The 14,513-nt window shown below is 34.5% G+C and carries 15 protein-coding genes and 4 pseudogenes; 6 read left to right on the forward strand and 13 right to left on the reverse strand.

Features of this window, described 5'->3' with window-relative positions; all coding sequences use genetic code 11:
• Window positions 1–34 precede the first annotated feature (34 nt).
• Window positions 35–786, reverse strand: a pseudogene (gene fnr, locus ARADI_RS02840) (fumarate/nitrate reduction transcriptional regulator Fnr).
• A 462-nt stretch (window positions 787–1,248) separates the two neighbouring features.
• Here fnr and ARADI_RS02845 point away from each other — a divergent pair.
• The 4 genes and pseudogenes from ARADI_RS02845 to ahpF all read left to right on the forward strand — a co-directional run bounded on the left by ARADI_RS02845 (window position 1,249) and on the right by ahpF (window position 5,377).
• Window positions 1,249–2,244: pseudogene (locus ARADI_RS02845) on the forward strand (NAD(P)H-quinone oxidoreductase).
• Window positions 2,245–2,317: 73 nt separating this feature from the next.
• On the forward strand, window positions 2,318–2,935 hold the full coding sequence (locus ARADI_RS02850; protein ID WP_147392339.1) for a hypothetical protein: 618 nt from the start codon (window positions 2,318–2,320) through the stop codon (window positions 2,933–2,935).
• 216 nt (window positions 2,936–3,151) lie between these two features.
• Window positions 3,152–3,739, forward strand: coding sequence for an alkyl hydroperoxide reductase subunit C (gene ahpC, locus ARADI_RS02855; protein WP_119711058.1), 588 nt, complete (start codon window positions 3,152–3,154; stop codon window positions 3,737–3,739).
• Window positions 3,740–3,807: 68 nt separating this feature from the next.
• A pseudogene (ahpF, locus tag ARADI_RS02860) lies at window positions 3,808–5,377 on the forward strand (alkyl hydroperoxide reductase subunit F).
• 103 nt (window positions 5,378–5,480) lie between these two features.
• Here ahpF and ARADI_RS02865 read toward each other — a convergent pair.
• The 12 genes from ARADI_RS02865 to ARADI_RS02920 form a co-directional block, all read right to left on the reverse strand.
• Window positions 5,481–5,792: a hypothetical protein gene (locus ARADI_RS02865; RefSeq protein ID WP_119711059.1), complete on the reverse strand. Its 312-nt coding sequence runs from the start codon at window positions 5,790–5,792 to the stop codon at window positions 5,481–5,483.
• Window positions 5,746–6,267, reverse strand: a complete 522-nt coding sequence (locus ARADI_RS02870) for a hypothetical protein (RefSeq protein ID WP_182853044.1) — start codon at window positions 6,265–6,267, stop codon at window positions 5,746–5,748. The genes ARADI_RS02865 and ARADI_RS02870 overlap by 47 nt, the downstream gene beginning before the upstream one ends.
• Window positions 6,268–6,493: 226 nt before the next feature.
• Window positions 6,494–6,718, reverse strand: coding sequence for a hypothetical protein (locus ARADI_RS22085; RefSeq protein WP_500782298.1), 225 nt, complete (start codon window positions 6,716–6,718; stop codon window positions 6,494–6,496).
• Window positions 6,694–7,680 carry a pentapeptide repeat-containing protein gene (locus ARADI_RS02880; protein ID WP_119711061.1) on the reverse strand — a complete coding sequence of 329 codons (987 nt, stop codon included), beginning with the start codon at window positions 7,678–7,680 and terminating at the stop codon, window positions 6,694–6,696. Before ARADI_RS02880 ends, ARADI_RS22085 begins: the two co-directional genes overlap by 25 nt.
• A 92-nt stretch (window positions 7,681–7,772) precedes the next feature.
• Entirely contained in the window at window positions 7,773–8,159 is a 387-nt protein-coding gene (locus tag ARADI_RS02885; protein ID WP_119711062.1) for a pentapeptide repeat-containing protein, read from the reverse strand.
• A gap of 21 nt (window positions 8,160–8,180) precedes the next feature.
• Window positions 8,181–8,876 carry a hypothetical protein gene (locus tag ARADI_RS02890; protein ID WP_119711063.1) on the reverse strand — a complete coding sequence of 232 codons (696 nt, stop codon included), beginning with the start codon at window positions 8,874–8,876 and terminating at the stop codon, window positions 8,181–8,183.
• A 45-nt stretch (window positions 8,877–8,921) separates the two neighbouring features.
• Entirely contained in the window at window positions 8,922–9,470 is a 549-nt protein-coding gene (locus tag ARADI_RS02895; RefSeq protein ID WP_119711064.1) for a hypothetical protein, read from the reverse strand.
• Window positions 9,471–9,709: 239 nt separating this feature from the next.
• Window positions 9,710–10,261 (reverse strand): hypothetical protein, encoded by a 552-nt coding sequence (locus ARADI_RS02900; RefSeq protein WP_119711065.1) that lies wholly within the window; start codon window positions 10,259–10,261, stop codon window positions 9,710–9,712.
• A gap of 128 nt (window positions 10,262–10,389) precedes the next feature.
• Window positions 10,390–10,728, reverse strand: a complete 339-nt coding sequence (locus ARADI_RS02905; RefSeq protein ID WP_119711066.1) for a hypothetical protein — start codon at window positions 10,726–10,728, stop codon at window positions 10,390–10,392.
• 268 nt (window positions 10,729–10,996) lie between these two features.
• Window positions 10,997–11,155, reverse strand: coding sequence for a hypothetical protein (locus ARADI_RS02910; protein WP_182853046.1), 159 nt, complete (start codon window positions 11,153–11,155; stop codon window positions 10,997–10,999).
• 180 nt (window positions 11,156–11,335) lie between these two features.
• On the reverse strand, window positions 11,336–11,608 hold the full coding sequence (locus tag ARADI_RS02915) for a bactofilin family protein (protein WP_182853047.1): 273 nt from the start codon (window positions 11,606–11,608) through the stop codon (window positions 11,336–11,338).
• Between the two features lie 691 nt (window positions 11,609–12,299).
• Complete coding sequence (locus tag ARADI_RS02920; RefSeq protein WP_182853048.1) at window positions 12,300–13,058, reverse strand: CDP-diacylglycerol diphosphatase; 759 nt, start codon at window positions 13,056–13,058, stop codon at window positions 12,300–12,302.
• 266 nt (window positions 13,059–13,324) lie between these two features.
• On the opposite strand from ARADI_RS02920, the pseudogene ARADI_RS02925 reads away from it, so the two are divergent.
• Window positions 13,325–14,080 (forward strand): annotated as a pseudogene (locus ARADI_RS02925) (SDR family NAD(P)-dependent oxidoreductase).
• Between the two features lie 82 nt (window positions 14,081–14,162).
• Window positions 14,163–14,471, forward strand: a complete 309-nt coding sequence (locus tag ARADI_RS02930) for a DUF1283 domain-containing protein (RefSeq protein ID WP_119711070.1) — start codon at window positions 14,163–14,165, stop codon at window positions 14,469–14,471.
• The last annotated feature ends 42 nt before the right edge of the window (window positions 14,472–14,513 follow it).

A 14,513-nucleotide genomic window follows, 5' to 3' on the forward strand; every position in this document is an offset into this window, starting at 1 on the left:
GTTAATGTGATCTGACTTACATTTATATTGTTGTTTAGGCTGAGGTTTTACCTACAATTTGGGTCAGCTTATACATATTATTAATTGTAATATATTTACCTTTAACGCTGAGAGTATTATTTTTTTGGAAGCGATCTAACAGGCGACTAATTATTTCAACGGTTAATACAAGATAATTACCGATATCACTCCGAGTCATTGTTAGGCGGAATTCTTTAGCTGAAAAACCACGTTTAGCAAAACGGTGTGACAGATTATAAATAAAAGCAGCTAATCTTTTTCTTCAGCATTTTTTTTTGCGAAAGCAGCAATATCATTTCTTTATCATCTTTAATTTCACTGCTCATTAATCTCATTATTTGCTGTCGCAAATTAGGCATTTTACCGGAAAGATCGTCAAGTGTTTCAAAAGGAATTTCACAAACCATTGAAGTTTCAAGAGCTTGGGCAAAGCTTAAGTGTTTATGATTGATAATAGCATCAAAACCTACAAGATCACCTGCTAAATGAAAACCGGTAATTTGTTCATCACCTTCCTCGGTAATGGTATAGCTTTTTATGGTACCAGATCTAATGGCATACAGTGATTTTAATTCATCACCTGCTCTAAATAGAGTCTATCCTTTTTGGATTGGTTTTTTACGTTCAATAATATTATCGAGTTGATCCAGTTCATGTTCATTCAATGTGAATGGAATACAAAGCTGGCTAATACTGCAGTCCTGGCAATGGATAGCGCAGCGACCCAGACTGGATTCGGCGAACAACGCGTTTTTCTGGGATCATATTACTTGACTCATTACGATAATGAAATATTGATTTTAGTCAATTTTAACACATATTCTAAGCTTGAGTGAAATAATTAATTGTATTGTTATTTAACGAATATTATCAATATATGCAGTTCACTTTACAATCATTTATTTTGCTTAAGCTAATTCTTATAATTTATAGAAAAGTAAAAATAAAATCAAATTTTGTCTAATAATATATTAAATTTTAATTAGTTTTAAAAATGTTATTATTTTAAACTTTATTTATTTGTTTTTAGTGAAATCTATTTTCTAATAATATTACTTAATAAAGTTTTTTTATTATAAAACATATAGCTAAGCAGGTAGTGAAGAATGAAAGGTTGGCAATTAGGCGTTGCTATTATCATGTTGCAGATTAACAATTGCAATGCTGTTTTTTTCTTCTGCGCAAACAATTAGTTGATTGACTCAGCAATGGAGCTATTATTGAATGCTGCACCTTATAGAGCCTTTACCAAAAACGATGCTTGCTATTGAAATTATTGAATCTGGCCGGCCGGAAAAGCTAAACCCCACCCAATTACCACTAATAAAACCACCAAAATCGCATTTACTTGTTAAAGTTGCCGCCGCAAGTGTCAATCGTCCTGATGTCTTTCAGCGTACGGGGGTTTATCCGCCACCATCAGATGCATCTCCAATACCAGGATTAGAAATTGCCTCTCAGGTTGCCAACATTGGAAAAAAGGCGATAAAGTTTGTGCTTTAGTTGCCGGTGGAGGATATGCTGAATATTGTCTGGTACATGAAGCGATTGCTTTACCTGTTGGTGATCTTAGTTATATCGAAGCGGCGGCATTGCCAGAAAACTTTTTTACTGTTTGGGCTAATGTTTTCCAAATTGGCCAACTTGAAAAAAATGAAACTGTTCTCGTTCATGGTGGTACTTCTGGTATTGGTAGTGTTACCATCATGTTAACAAAAATTTTTGGCGCTAAAGTATTTACTACTGTTGGTTCAGTGGAAAAAATAAAGGTGGCATCTTCTTTAGGTGCTGATAAAGTTATTAACTATATGACAGAAGATTTCGCTGAAAAAATAGCTGAATATACACAAAATAAAGGGGTCGATACGGTGGTTGATCTGATTGGTGGCGATTATGTTAATAAAAATTATCAAATTGCCGCTAAACATGGCCGTATTATTCAAGTTGGTATGATGCGTGGGGCACCTAAAGAAGTTAAATTTAATGCCATTAATGGTTAAACAATTAGTTCATGCTGGCTCAACAATGCGAGCAAGAACTTTAGCGGAAAAAATAGCGATTGCAACAGCGTTAGAAAATAAGGTTTGGCCACTGATTAATTCAGGTAAGATAAAACCCATTATCGCTAAAACTTATCCATTAGAACAAGCAGATAAAGCGCATCGTTTTATGGAATCAGGAGCTTTAATTGGTAAATTAGTATTAGTTAATGAACACTTTTAATATTGGTATTTTAAGCATCATTTTCACTTTATTGAGAGCTTACTCTGTAGCTAAAAATTTATGGTTAAATTATATGAATAAACAGTCTAATTACCTGAAATTACTTCTTATATTATTACCTTTACCAGCTTTAGCCTATGATGAACGAGCTTCGTTAGAACAGTATCCGACTAAAGATATTGTGGCTTATTTCCAGCAAGCACAACAAAAAGGTTTAACTGGCATTGCTCAAAAATGTAAGTCGGTCTATGCGCGACTTGCTACGCCGGGTGAAATTATTAAGACAATCATTAAAGGCGGTGGAACTGAGGTAATATCGTCGGCCGCTGAAGAGGGTGATTGGGTGGTGGAAAATATTTGTCCTGCTACAGGTAATGAGCAATATTGGGTTGAAAAAGCAAAATTTCACCAGTATTATCACGATCCTGTTACTGTATCAAGCAAACTCAATTATTTACGTTTTATTCCGACCGGTAAAATGATGAATTATTTTATTGTACCTGAAACCGAATCGGCGTTTACCTTTATTAATAGCTGGGGAAAAAAGCAATTATTGCGTGCCGGTGATATTGTTATTCAGCCTGTTAGCCAACCTAAAAGTTTTTATCATGTGCCAAAGCAGTCATTTTTTTGTACTTATAATATTCTGGTCACTGCACATAAATCGTCTAATAACTTTGCCAGTAATTAGTAATGTCTGCGCTGGTGCTTATCATGTTCTAATTGATATTCTTAAAGTTAATCTGGCGGATTATTTCTCAAATCAAAATCGATTTATTCATCGGTTTTTTTATATTATATTTATTTACAATAGGTAATGCCTATTGAATTAATAGTAAAAAGGAATTAGACGTAATACTTTTATGTTTATATATTAAATACCTATCAAATAGAAGGGAGCAGCAAAATGTCTTTGGTTAATACAGAAATTAAACCTTTTCAAAATACCGCCTTTAAAGATGGAAAATTTATAGATATATCTGAAAAAGATATTAAAGGTAAATGGAGCATTTTTTTCTTTTATCCTGCTGATTTTACCTTTGTTTGCCCAACTGAATTAGGTGATTTAGCTGATCACTATGAAGAATTTCAGAAACTAGGCGTCGAAATTTATTCTGTTTCAACAGATACCCATTTTACTCATAAAGAGTGGCATAGTCATTCAGACACGATCGGTAAAATTAAATATACCATGATTGGCGATCCTAGTTGGACATTAACGCGTAATTTTGAAGTGATGCGCAAATATCAAGAAAATGATGAACAAAAAGAATTAGGATTGGCAGATCGTGGCACATTTATTGTTGATCCAAAAGGTATCATCCAGACAGTTGAAATTACTACGGAAGGTATTGGGCGTGATGCATCTGATTTATTACGTAAAATAAAAGCTGCGCAATATGTAGCAAGCCATCCAGGGGAAGTATGTCCAGCTAAATGGAAAGAAGGGGAAGCAACCTTATCACCTTCACTTGATTTGGTAGGAAAAATTTAATTAAAATTTTTTGTGAGTAATTTTACTGTGTTCGGGTGCATTAGCACCCGTTTTTTTAGGATAAAGCAATGCTTGATAGCAACATGAAATCTCAACTTAAACTATATTTAGAAAAATTAACCCAGCCCGTTGAGTTGATAGCAACCTTAGATGATAATGAAAAACCTACCGAGATAAGCATATTATTACAGGACATTAGTACACTGTCAGATAAAATAACTTTTAGTAAAGACAATAATCTAACAGTACGTAACCCTCATTTTTAATTACTAATCCAGGTAAAGATAGTGGATTACGGTTTGCCGGCTTGCCATTAGGTCATGAATTTACCTCATTAGTTTTGGCATTATTGCAAGTTGGCGGCCATCCAGCGAAAGAAGCGGTAGAATTATTAGATCAGAACCGTCAATTAGAGGAAAAATTTCATTTTGAAACCTATTATTCATTGTCATGTCATAATTGCCGGGATGTTATTCAAGCTTTAAATCTAATGGCAGTCTTGCATCCTAATCTTACGCATACTGCCATCGATGGAACTATTTTCAGTCTGAAGTTCAGCAACGGAATATTATGGCAGTGCCTGCTGTGTTTCTCAATGGCAAAGAGTTTGGGCAGGGGCGGATGACATTAAGTGACATTGTCACTAGAATTGATGTTAATGCTGAAAAAAATACTGTCCAAAAATTAAATCAGCAACTGCCTTATGATGTCTTGATTGTTGGTAGTGGACCGGCCGGTGCTTCAGCCGCTATTTATGAGGCTCGTAAAGGTATTCGTACCGGTATTATCGGCGAACGTTTTGGTGGGCAGGTCTTAGATACTATTGATATTGAAAATTACATTTCTGTGTCAAAAACCGAAGGACCCAAATTACCTACTGCACTAAGTGGTCATATCAATGATTATGATATTGATATTATCGACTCACAAATGGTAGCAAAACTCATTCCCGCTGATACGACTGATAAGTTGCATAAGATTGAAACAGTATCGGGTGCAATTTTGCGTTCCCGCAGCATTATTATTGCGACAGGGGCTAAATGGCGTGATATGAATGTGCCAGGCGAAAAAGAATATCGTACCAAAGGAGTAACTTATTGCCCACATTGCGATGGGCCATTATTTAAGGGTAAACGAGTCGCTGTGATTGGTGGAGGTAATTCTGGTATTGAAGTCGCGATTGATCTTGCCGGAGTTGTTGAACATGTTACTTTATTAGAATTTGCTCCAGAAATGAGAGCAGACGCAGTGTTGCAACAGAAACTAGCGCGTCTAAGTAACGTGGATATTATTTTGCATGCCGAAATCCTGGAAGTCAAAGGGGATGGTGTCAAAATGACTGGCTTACAATATAAAAATCGGCAGGATGGTTCAATCCATGATTTAGCGGTTGCTGGAACTTTTGTCCAAATTGGTTTACTACCTAATACCCACTGGTTAGATGGCGTAATTGCACGTAATGCAATCAGAGAAATTAAGGTTGATGAAAAAGGTGAGACCAATATAAAAGGTATCTTTGCTGCCGGCGATTGCACAACTGTGCCTTATAAACAGATCATTATTGCGGCAGGAGACGGAGCGAAGGCAGCACTTAGCTGCCAGTCACTATCTGATGAATGTAATGGAATAAACAGTTAATTTATATTGATAACAATATATCGACTAGATTTAACGATTGCCCCCTCGATGAGAGGGCTTTTTTTATTAAGTGTTTCATTAGCATTTAGTTTTAATAGTATTATCACCAGGAGGGGGAACTAATTTTTTTAAACGTGTCATTACAATGCTCTCTTGCGTAAATAATCATATCGTCAGATAAAATAGCGGTACAAGTGGAATTGTTGTCTGCTCCGATTCCGAGTAATTGTTTCTTCCATTCAGCAAACCCATTAGACAGTAAAGTCGGATCAATTTGATGGGCTTTTTCCATTAAAGCGCAGGCATAATACCTAAGTATTATTGGGGAGTTATCTTCGGTACCAAAGAATATCTTACTTGTATACCGGCTAAAAACAGTGGCTAAATGAGAACAGATGTTCCACTTTTTCTCTATTGGTACTAGATGTCAAATGAAATAAATTGATAATTTGGTCATAATTTTGTTCTTTCAATTGATATTCTTCGGCATCTATCACACGAGAAAATATTTTATTTAATTCCTGTTGATCAATATCATCTACTAGCTTGGTGTTATAGCTCTTGGAATTGAGGGCATCAAGAAATAGTGGCTTAAAGCGTTCACCTAAATCCAGTGTTTCAATCAGCTTATGAAATGAGGCCTGATAATGCCGATATTTGAAGGGAATTGAGAACAGCGGAAATTGTTGTTGATAACATTGCGCCAGATTGCATTCAGCCGGGCTTAAACATTTGCCATCCTGAAAAAGCACGATATTATCCCATTTTGTACCCCAGTCAGGGTGTAGCATGCTATTGAGGATATTTTCAGAAATGATTGACACTCTTCCTGGTTTTGTCGGTGATAAAAGTAGGTAATTTTTATCTGCCCAATCGGCATTTGCCGTCATAATCACTAAAAACTCCTTTAATTTCCTATTGTTTGAGTAGTTGCTGAATTTTTGGCAAGTTTAGATATTTTTCATATAGGCTATCAGTTGTGATCCCATTTACTATATTAATCCCCTGATTTCTTGCTGTCAGTAAGGCGGATACAAAAGTATTATTAAGTTCCTGGGATGCCATCAGTTGTGGTCGTTAATTGAAATAATTGAGCAAGTCATTAGTCATACCCGCTTACTGTTCCAATATCTTTAGTATATTTGATGGATGGTGTTTTTGCTGCTCACTCATCAGTTGATTCACAAAGCCGTTAATCCCCTTATCAGTACTAAACGGGGTTTTTATAAAAATATTTAATAGTGGTGGTGTAACCTCTTTTAGATCAACATTAGATGCTTTTAATGAACTGATTAACTGCCAAGCTAACGTGATTTTTAATTCATTATATTTATCGTCAATACTCTCGCGATACTGGTTAAAAGACTACCTTGCTGATTAAAGTGATTAAGTTTAGTCTCTAGGTTTCTTTCACTCCAATTTCCAGGGAGCGCTAAAGTTAATGTATTGTTTAAGTTAGTACCGGCAAAATTAGTGTTATTAATCTCGAGTTCTTCTAAGATGGCTGAATGTAAATCAATATTGCTTAAGTCAACATTAGTTAGATTAGCCTCATCCAAGTTGGCACCAGCTAGATTAGCGCCCGTTAGATTGGCATGAGTTAAATTAGCTCGGCTGAGGTTAGCGCCTGTCAAATTAGTTCCAATCAAACGAGCTTCAGCCAGAATAGCATCAGTTAAATCAACGGAGTTCATTTGAGCTGAAGATAAAATTGCCTGAGACAAATTAGCCCCGCTCATTTTAGCTTCGATTAAATTAGCGTGAGTTAAAGTTGTTGATATCATCTTAGCTTCAGTTAGGTTAGCATAAGTTAAGTTAGTTTCTGCCATCCAGGCTTGAGTTAGATTAGCTTCTGTTAGATCAACGTTATTCATTTTAGTAAAATATAGGCTAGCATTAGGCAAATTAACCCCCATCATTTTAGCGCCGGTTAGATTAGCACGAGTTAAGTTTGTTGCTATCATTGTGGCTGAAGACAGGTTAGCGTGAGTTAAGTTACTTTTTGCCATCCAGGTTTGTGTCAGGTTAGCTTTAGATAAATTAGCTGCTAACATGTTGTTTTCATCGAAATTGGCGCCAGTCAAATCCGCCTCCGTCATATTAGCTTCAGTGAGGGTAGTTCTCACCATCTTTGTTTTAATCATCATTGCGTAAATTAGGTGAGCACTTGTCATGTTAGCTTCGGTTAAACTAGCATCAGTTAAATCAACGAAGTCCATCTTGGCATTGGTTAAGTTCGCCTGAGATAAGTTGGTTTCTATCATGTTAACATGGCTAAGATTAGCGTGAGTCAAGTCAGCCATTCACATCCTAGCTAATGTTAGATTAGCGTGCATTATCGACGCCTTAGTTAGGTTACTTTCATTTAGAGTAGTTTCACCATTTTAGCCCCAATTCATTTAGCCTCTTGTAAGTTGGCTTTAGCCAAATTAGATTCGGTTAGGTTACTAGCAGCTAGATTTGCTCTAGTCAGATTAGCCTCTGATAGGTTAGCCGATATTATTTTGGTATCAATTATTTTAGCCTCAGTCAGGTTCGCTGATGCCAAATTAGACTTAGTAAAATCTGCCTTCGTCAGTTGAGTTTTGGTTAGGTTAGCTTTGCTCAAATAGGCTTCTGTTAGATTAGTGTTATATAGGTTAGCTTCAGTCAGATTAACATCAGTAAAATTGAATTTAGTAAAGTCAGCGTTATAAAGTCTAGCCAGACAGAAATCTCTTTTGTCTTTTAAGGTACGTGCCAGATCAATATAACTTAAATTTTTTTCCGCTAGATCCATCATGCTATTAGGGGTGGCTAATATCTATTTTAATGCCCTAATTCCCTCGTTTCTTGCTTTCTGTATTTTTTTGCTAGCCGAAGCGTTTTCTTCCGTTCTCCAATTTAGCGCAGCCATTTTAGATCCTTTACCGCCCAAACTTTGGGTTTTAAAATAATAAAGGTGTTCTTGCAGTCGAACAGGAGCTAATGCTAAATTACCAGCACCATCACGGTGATATTTTTGGCCATAAAGAGCACCGCTTACTGAATTTATCTGCACAAAAATATCTTTATTCTGTTTTTTGCCAATATTAACGACTAAAACTTCTTTTTTTAACTCAGGGCGATAGGCCGTTTCAATCTTGAATGATTTAATTGCTGTTTGTGGCAAATTTTTTACTTGTTTTTCTAAGGCTTCGACTAGGGGAGTTAAGGGATGATTTTTTTGGTTCAATTTAATTGTTGCATCTTTTAAGCTATTGATACCCTTTAAACCTCCCGATGCCAGCAGTTCAAATCCCGGATCTGCGCTACGAATAAAATCAATACCTAATCCAATGTAGGCTTCTGCTGGTACACTTTTTGTTATATGGTGCATGCCAACACTTACAAACTGTTTGCCACCTTGTTTTAAGGTCTGTGCAATCGTTGCCTGTTTTGCTGTGATTTTAAGCCCTTGAATGGTGGCTTCACCCATCGTAATACTAAATCGTCCATCAATTTGTAGTCCTTTGCCCAAAAAGGGTAAAAAACTAAAGATATCAAATACCTCAGCAGCGATAGCTTATCTAATATTGCCTTTTTGCGCTTCTGTAATGCAGCTATAAAAAGGAATGAGACTTAAGAAAAAAGCCGCTACTTTTTGCTGGATAGCTTTTTGGTAACCTTCATCATCTAATTTTTTAAATAGCTTGTTAGCATGATGTAATTCAGCCAGTTTTTCTAATGCCATTTTTGGCTGCTCTGTTGCTTTTTTTAGTGAGGAAGGAGAGTTGATCTTCAAAGCAAAATTTTTGTTATAACGGCTATTTTTGTGATCTTTTATCAAGTTGATGATTAGATCTCGATTGCGGTCAACCCGCGATAATTTATAGTTCCCCATTTTTTGATCTTTTTCCAGGGCATAAATACGCTCTTCTCTATTAAACGAACACATCAGCATATCAATCGCATCAGGCAAAGGAATAATCAGTCCATCTTCAGCCACTATTCCAGCTACGTCGGGTGGTATAGAATGAATGTTATTATCGCGGGCGTTATATTCAACTTTGAGTTGATTTATTTCTGCTTGTTGAAGAAATAGTTGCTCTTCCTCACTCAGTAAATTAAACACTTGAGGTAAAAGGACATAGTCTGTATGCTTAAAAGCATCAGCAATATGTTGATTTTGCTGTTTAAAAATCTCATCGATATTGGGTAATAAGGTTATTTTACCTTGATTGTTGCGATATTCAACCTCTCTATTCTTGCATAAGTAGTCATTTAACCAATCTTCAGCAATGTCATGTTGCTTTAATTGCTGGCGAGAGCGAGCTCAGGACGGCTTTGCCAGTCTTGCAATAAATGACTAAGTTAAATAAAAGGATTATTCTGACTGAATTGATGTGAATAATTAAAATATTGCTGATAAATAGCGTCGCTTTCTTGTTCACTTGTTTGTGTTAGCTGCTCTTTGTTCTCAGGATTTAATTGGTTGTGGATTATGGCCGGTAAATTAAAATAGTGGGAATACTCGGGTGGCGTTTTTCCTGTCAGCAAAAGACTTTTCAGTAACATGCCAATAGTGATAATGTCATCCAGCAGCATTTCATCAAGTTTAGCGCCATTTTCTACCAGTAGCTTGGCGCCGGCATGTAAATATCCCCATTCCGGTTTATCTAGCTTCATATTTTGTAGTTGTTCATCTTCAAGGGGAGTGTTAAGTTGCAACATTAATGTTGGTATGACCCGATGTAGAACATTTTGTTGATAATAGTTTTTAGCTTCAGCAGAGAGGTAACCAAATTCCGTTTTACTATTTAATTTGTCCAAATAGTATTTTTTAAAATTTGCATGATTCAGTAATGAAATACGGTTTGATTTATTCTCTGTTAGTTGTTTGGCACACCATCTATCTGAAGACATTCCTAATACCGCCAATTGTAAACAATCTGCAATAATACAATCAAGGTCAAATAACCTTATGCTTGTTGGCGTTCTGACGAAGTTTTTTCTCCTTCATCAGATCCATATTCATTTAATGGGATTAATAATTACTTGATAAGGATTGCTATTTTTTCTTCATCGTTTTTATATTTTGTTAGATAATCAATGACATCATTAATCAGATTACCTGTTGGCAGGCTTTTATTCTGCTGGTTGACGCTATCATTTTCCTGCGCCAATAACAGTTTTAAAAATCGATTTTGTTCACGATAGGTTAGTTGATAAAAGAAGGCGGTTTCTGAAGCGGGTAAAGTAATATTAACCTGCCGGGTAGGTTTTATTAACAAAGTTTCGGAACTACTATCTGCTTGGTCAGAAGCAATATTGCTGCTACTTTCAGCTGAAGTGGCCGGTTCTTCAGGCAGGGTTGAACCTATAGCTGGCATTAAAAGCCCTTTATTTTTAATCGAAAATAAAAAACATTTAATAAACTAAATATTAACAATAGTAAATAATCTTATAATAATTAATTTAGCAGTATATCCTTTGATTTTGGCCAAGGAACATTTTAAAGGACATAGAAATATAATCTTAAAATTGACTTCTATTTAACATAATATTCATTATGCGAATCTTTGTTATGCAATCAATCTAGCAATTCAAACGGACAGCTACAGCTCTGGAAAGCCAAATGCCAATCAACCCTTAGTTATTTTATTTCTTTAAGTGAGTATATTTTTCGGCATAAGAAAAACAGCGATCAAACATACGGTTAAGATATATTTTATCTTCAGGTGTCATCAATGGTTTATTTGATGAAACTTCTACTTTGTTGGTAACACGATTAAATTTTCCAGCAAGACCAAGTAGCATCAATTTTTTGATGTTTTTTATGCTCTTGCACGTTATTTCGTTCTGGTATTTTTTTGTTTAGATCTACTGTAATTTTTTTCGATATGCCAATAAAGAACCCACCATCCTCAATAGACAGATTTTCACTATAAATTTCACCTTCGATCATGCCATTTTTTTTGAATTTCAATTAAATTTGATTCAACACGGACCATAAATTTTTCCATCGATAATCGATTTTTTGGCTAATATACTGCCTGTTACTATGCCAGTTCTTGTCACAATAACCGTGTTTTCTTTACATAAAATATTGCCGATATATTTACCATCAATAAGTATATCTGTGTCTGAGACAATATCGCCGTTGAAACAAGTTTCAAAGCATATAATAGTTTTCTTGTCACTTTTGTTTTCAAGATTATTTTCTGTGCTTTGTTTGTTTTCTGTACTTTCAATTTCCCGTTTCTTAAACAAAATATTTCTCCTACAATAATAGATAATTAGCCGGCTAGAGACTAATCCACTGCTAAAGCAAACCCAAAAGAATCCAGTGGAATACATGATGATAGAAAAGCACCGTGCAATAATTGCTATGTTGATTAATCGCACATAGTCCTCTACCGGATTTTAATTAATTAGCACAGCATTAAATGCAGAGTTTATGATGCGTAAAGTAAAAATTTTTTTGTCATCTCCATAATAATTTATGTTATTAATCGTTTCACTTAATTTGTTGATTAAAATGTCACGTAGATTGATTTTTAAATTAAATCACTTTTTATGCTCTCTGATTGTTATTGTGAAAAAATAAATAACATTTTTTTGTCTATTATAAAATAGCTAAATTGCAACAAAATTAATCATTATATTAGTTAGTTTCAGTATATTGCAATGCATCTTCGGTCAAAAATATTGACTTATATTATAATTTTATTCTGAGATGCAAAATTTATAAATTATTATTTTATTGTTCAAGTTAATTTTTTAATACTATAAAACATGAACCGTTACTATTTTGATAACAATATAAGCGTTATTTTGTTGTAGTGATATAATGGATTCAATAACTATTTTAAATAATAATTTATATTAATAGCATATTAAAAGCGACTAATTATATATTACTTTAGCCACTTTTTTCTTAAAATTTAAGAATAAAATAGCTTTAATTATCGCTTAATTTACATTGATAATCTTGAATTGCACCCGTTGAACCAAGGTTGAAATCGAGCAATTTTAATCGGCTCGCCAACAAAATAAATTCACTTTTTTGCGTGCTTGGTATCATTGCTAAACCATAATAGGCAATATTATCACCCTGCTCTGCGGCATATTTTTCTAGATAATGAAATGGTGATATTTTATTTACGTTAGTTGCGGGAATTTTAATAGCTATGTATCGATGACTATTAATTTTTTGTTTTAAAAGCTGCCAGCTTGTGGTTATGGTGTGCTCATTTTCTTTTATTATTTGATACATTTCAGCTTTTAAACAGGCTAAGTGAATATGTAATTGTTCTTGTGAACGACCATATTTTGAGTTTATAACGAGAGAAAGAAATTGCTCGTTAATGGGCTTATTCGCTGTTTTAATAAATAGCTGTCGATTTTTCCATGCTAACATGAAATAATTTTCTGTGTTTTTTTGTTGCAAAATAGGACTTTCAATGCCAGAGATTTTGTCTAATGGTAATAATAAATCATGTAATGGCCCCTTTATATCCTTATAAATAACATATCGGTGTTGTTGATCAACTTTGATACATGGCGATTGTAAGCTGCCATTTTTAAACTCAGGAATACATTGTTGATTAATAGTTTGCCATAACTTATCACTATTTATTTTTAAATAGGCAAAATAAATTAATATTGATAAGAGTAAAGCAAAAAATATCTTGAGCAGTAATTTGATAGTTTTTTTCATAAAAAATCCTATTATAAAAATTTTCCTTGAAAGCATTTTAGAATGACTGATTTAGTGGCTATCTGTGTTTTTTACTTAGCTAGTATACGGTATGTGTAAGTTTATTTTATCTATTTGTTAATTTAATGTTCTAAATGTTTTTCTTTTTTGACGGAATGTAACTTTATTGAGTGGTTCGCATGTTTATAAGATATCTCTTGACTCTTTTTATGTGAGGTTTTTTACTTACATCTAATTAGAATCAAGATAACAAAAGAAGGTTAATAATGATAATTTTTGTCACTGGCGTTACTGCGGGTTTCGGCGAAGCGATAACGAAAAAATTCATTGCTAATGGTCACATTGTAATTGGTACAGGTCGACGGGAAACAAGGTTAAAAAATTGCATCAACAGCTAGGAAAAAATTTTCACCCTATCCTGCTAGATATAAGGGATAAGCAAACTATTAATGATGTAGTGAACAACTTAAATTTCAAAAAAATTGATGTACTGGTAAGTAATGCCGGGCTGGCCTTAGGTTTAGATACGGCAAAAATGGCTGATACAGATGACTGGGGTATCATGATTGATACCAATGTGAAAGGATTAGTTCATATGACCCGCGCAATATTACCAGGAATGGTGGCGGCCAACCATGTGCATATCATCAACATTGGTTCTATTGCGGCTAACTGGCCATATAAGGGAGGAAATGTTTATGGTGCCACTAAAGCATTTGTGAAACAATTTTCTTTAAATTTACGAGCTGATTTACAAGATAAAAAAATAAGGGTAACGGATATTAAGCCAAGTTTGGTATTAGGGACAGAATTCTCTTATGTACGGTTTAAAGGTAATGTAGAAAAAGTATCTGAACTCTTATAAAGGCGCCGAGGCCTTAACAGCAGAGGATATCGCTGAGGCTGTTTTATGGGTTTCAACTTTATGTGCCCATGTTAATGTTAATATTTTAGAAATGACGCCTGTTTGCCAATCTTTTGCTGGTTTAAGTGTAGATAAAGAATTTTATAATGATAATTGATAATTTTAAAATATATTTTGTTATAATATAGCTCTCTTTAACCTAGGTAAATATTTTTGTACTAACAAGAATGTAGTAAATTATGTCTAAAAGTATATCGATATCAGCCTTATTGGCTTGTTATTTGTGTAGTGGAGCTGTTTCTGCGGTAGAATTATTTGTTTACGATGGTAATAGTGCCTTAACAAAAGAACAAGCACGTGAACAGAGTGAACAATGGAATGAAATAAAATTGTTACGCAAAAAAGTCAATCAGCGGGCAGAAAGGGTGTTTGATAAAGCAGATAATGAAAGTGAAGCTTGCTATAAAAGCGGTAAATTAAATGCTTATTGGGAATCTAAGACTAGGAGTTGTTTGGACAGTAATACAGGGAAACATATACGTCCTTAAATACGCGTTAAACATTAAGGGAATGGACATGAAAAAGATTTT

The sequence above is a fragment of the Arsenophonus endosymbiont of Aleurodicus floccissimus genome (assembly GCF_900343025.1).
Lineage (GTDB): Bacteria > Pseudomonadota > Gammaproteobacteria > Enterobacterales > Enterobacteriaceae > Arsenophonus.

Bases quoted from the DNA above. Each gene is read 5' to 3' on its own strand.
- ARADI_RS02870 (WP_182853044.1), bottom strand. From the start codon at position 6,267: ATGACGGCAAATGCCGATTGGGCAGATAAAAATTACCTACTTTTATCA.
- ARADI_RS02930 (WP_119711070.1), top strand. From the start codon at position 14,163: ATGTCTAAAAGTATATCGATATCAGCCTTATTGGCTTGTTATTTGTGT.
- ARADI_RS02905 (WP_119711066.1), bottom strand. From the start codon at position 10,728: ATGCCAGCTATAGGTTCAACCCTGCCTGAAGAACCGGCCACTTCAGCT.
- ARADI_RS02880 (WP_119711061.1), bottom strand. From the start codon at position 7,680: ATGGCTGACTTGACTCACGCTAATCTTAGCCATGTTAACATGATAGAA.
- ARADI_RS02900 (WP_119711065.1), bottom strand. From the start codon at position 10,261: ATGTCTTCAGATAGATGGTGTGCCAAACAACTAACAGAGAATAAATCA.
- ARADI_RS02910 (WP_182853046.1), bottom strand. From the start codon at position 11,155: ATGCTACTTGGTCTTGCTGGAAAATTTAATCGTGTTACCAACAAAGTA.
- ahpC (WP_119711058.1), top strand. From the start codon at position 3,152: ATGTCTTTGGTTAATACAGAAATTAAACCTTTTCAAAATACCGCCTTT.
- ARADI_RS02885 (WP_119711062.1), bottom strand. From the start codon at position 8,159: ATGATGGATCTAGCGGAAAAAAATTTAAGTTATATTGATCTGGCACGT.
- ARADI_RS02850 (WP_147392339.1), top strand. From the start codon at position 2,318: ATGAATAAACAGTCTAATTACCTGAAATTACTTCTTATATTATTACCT.
- ARADI_RS02920 (WP_182853048.1), bottom strand. From the start codon at position 13,058: ATGAAAAAAACTATCAAATTACTGCTCAAGATATTTTTTGCTTTACTC.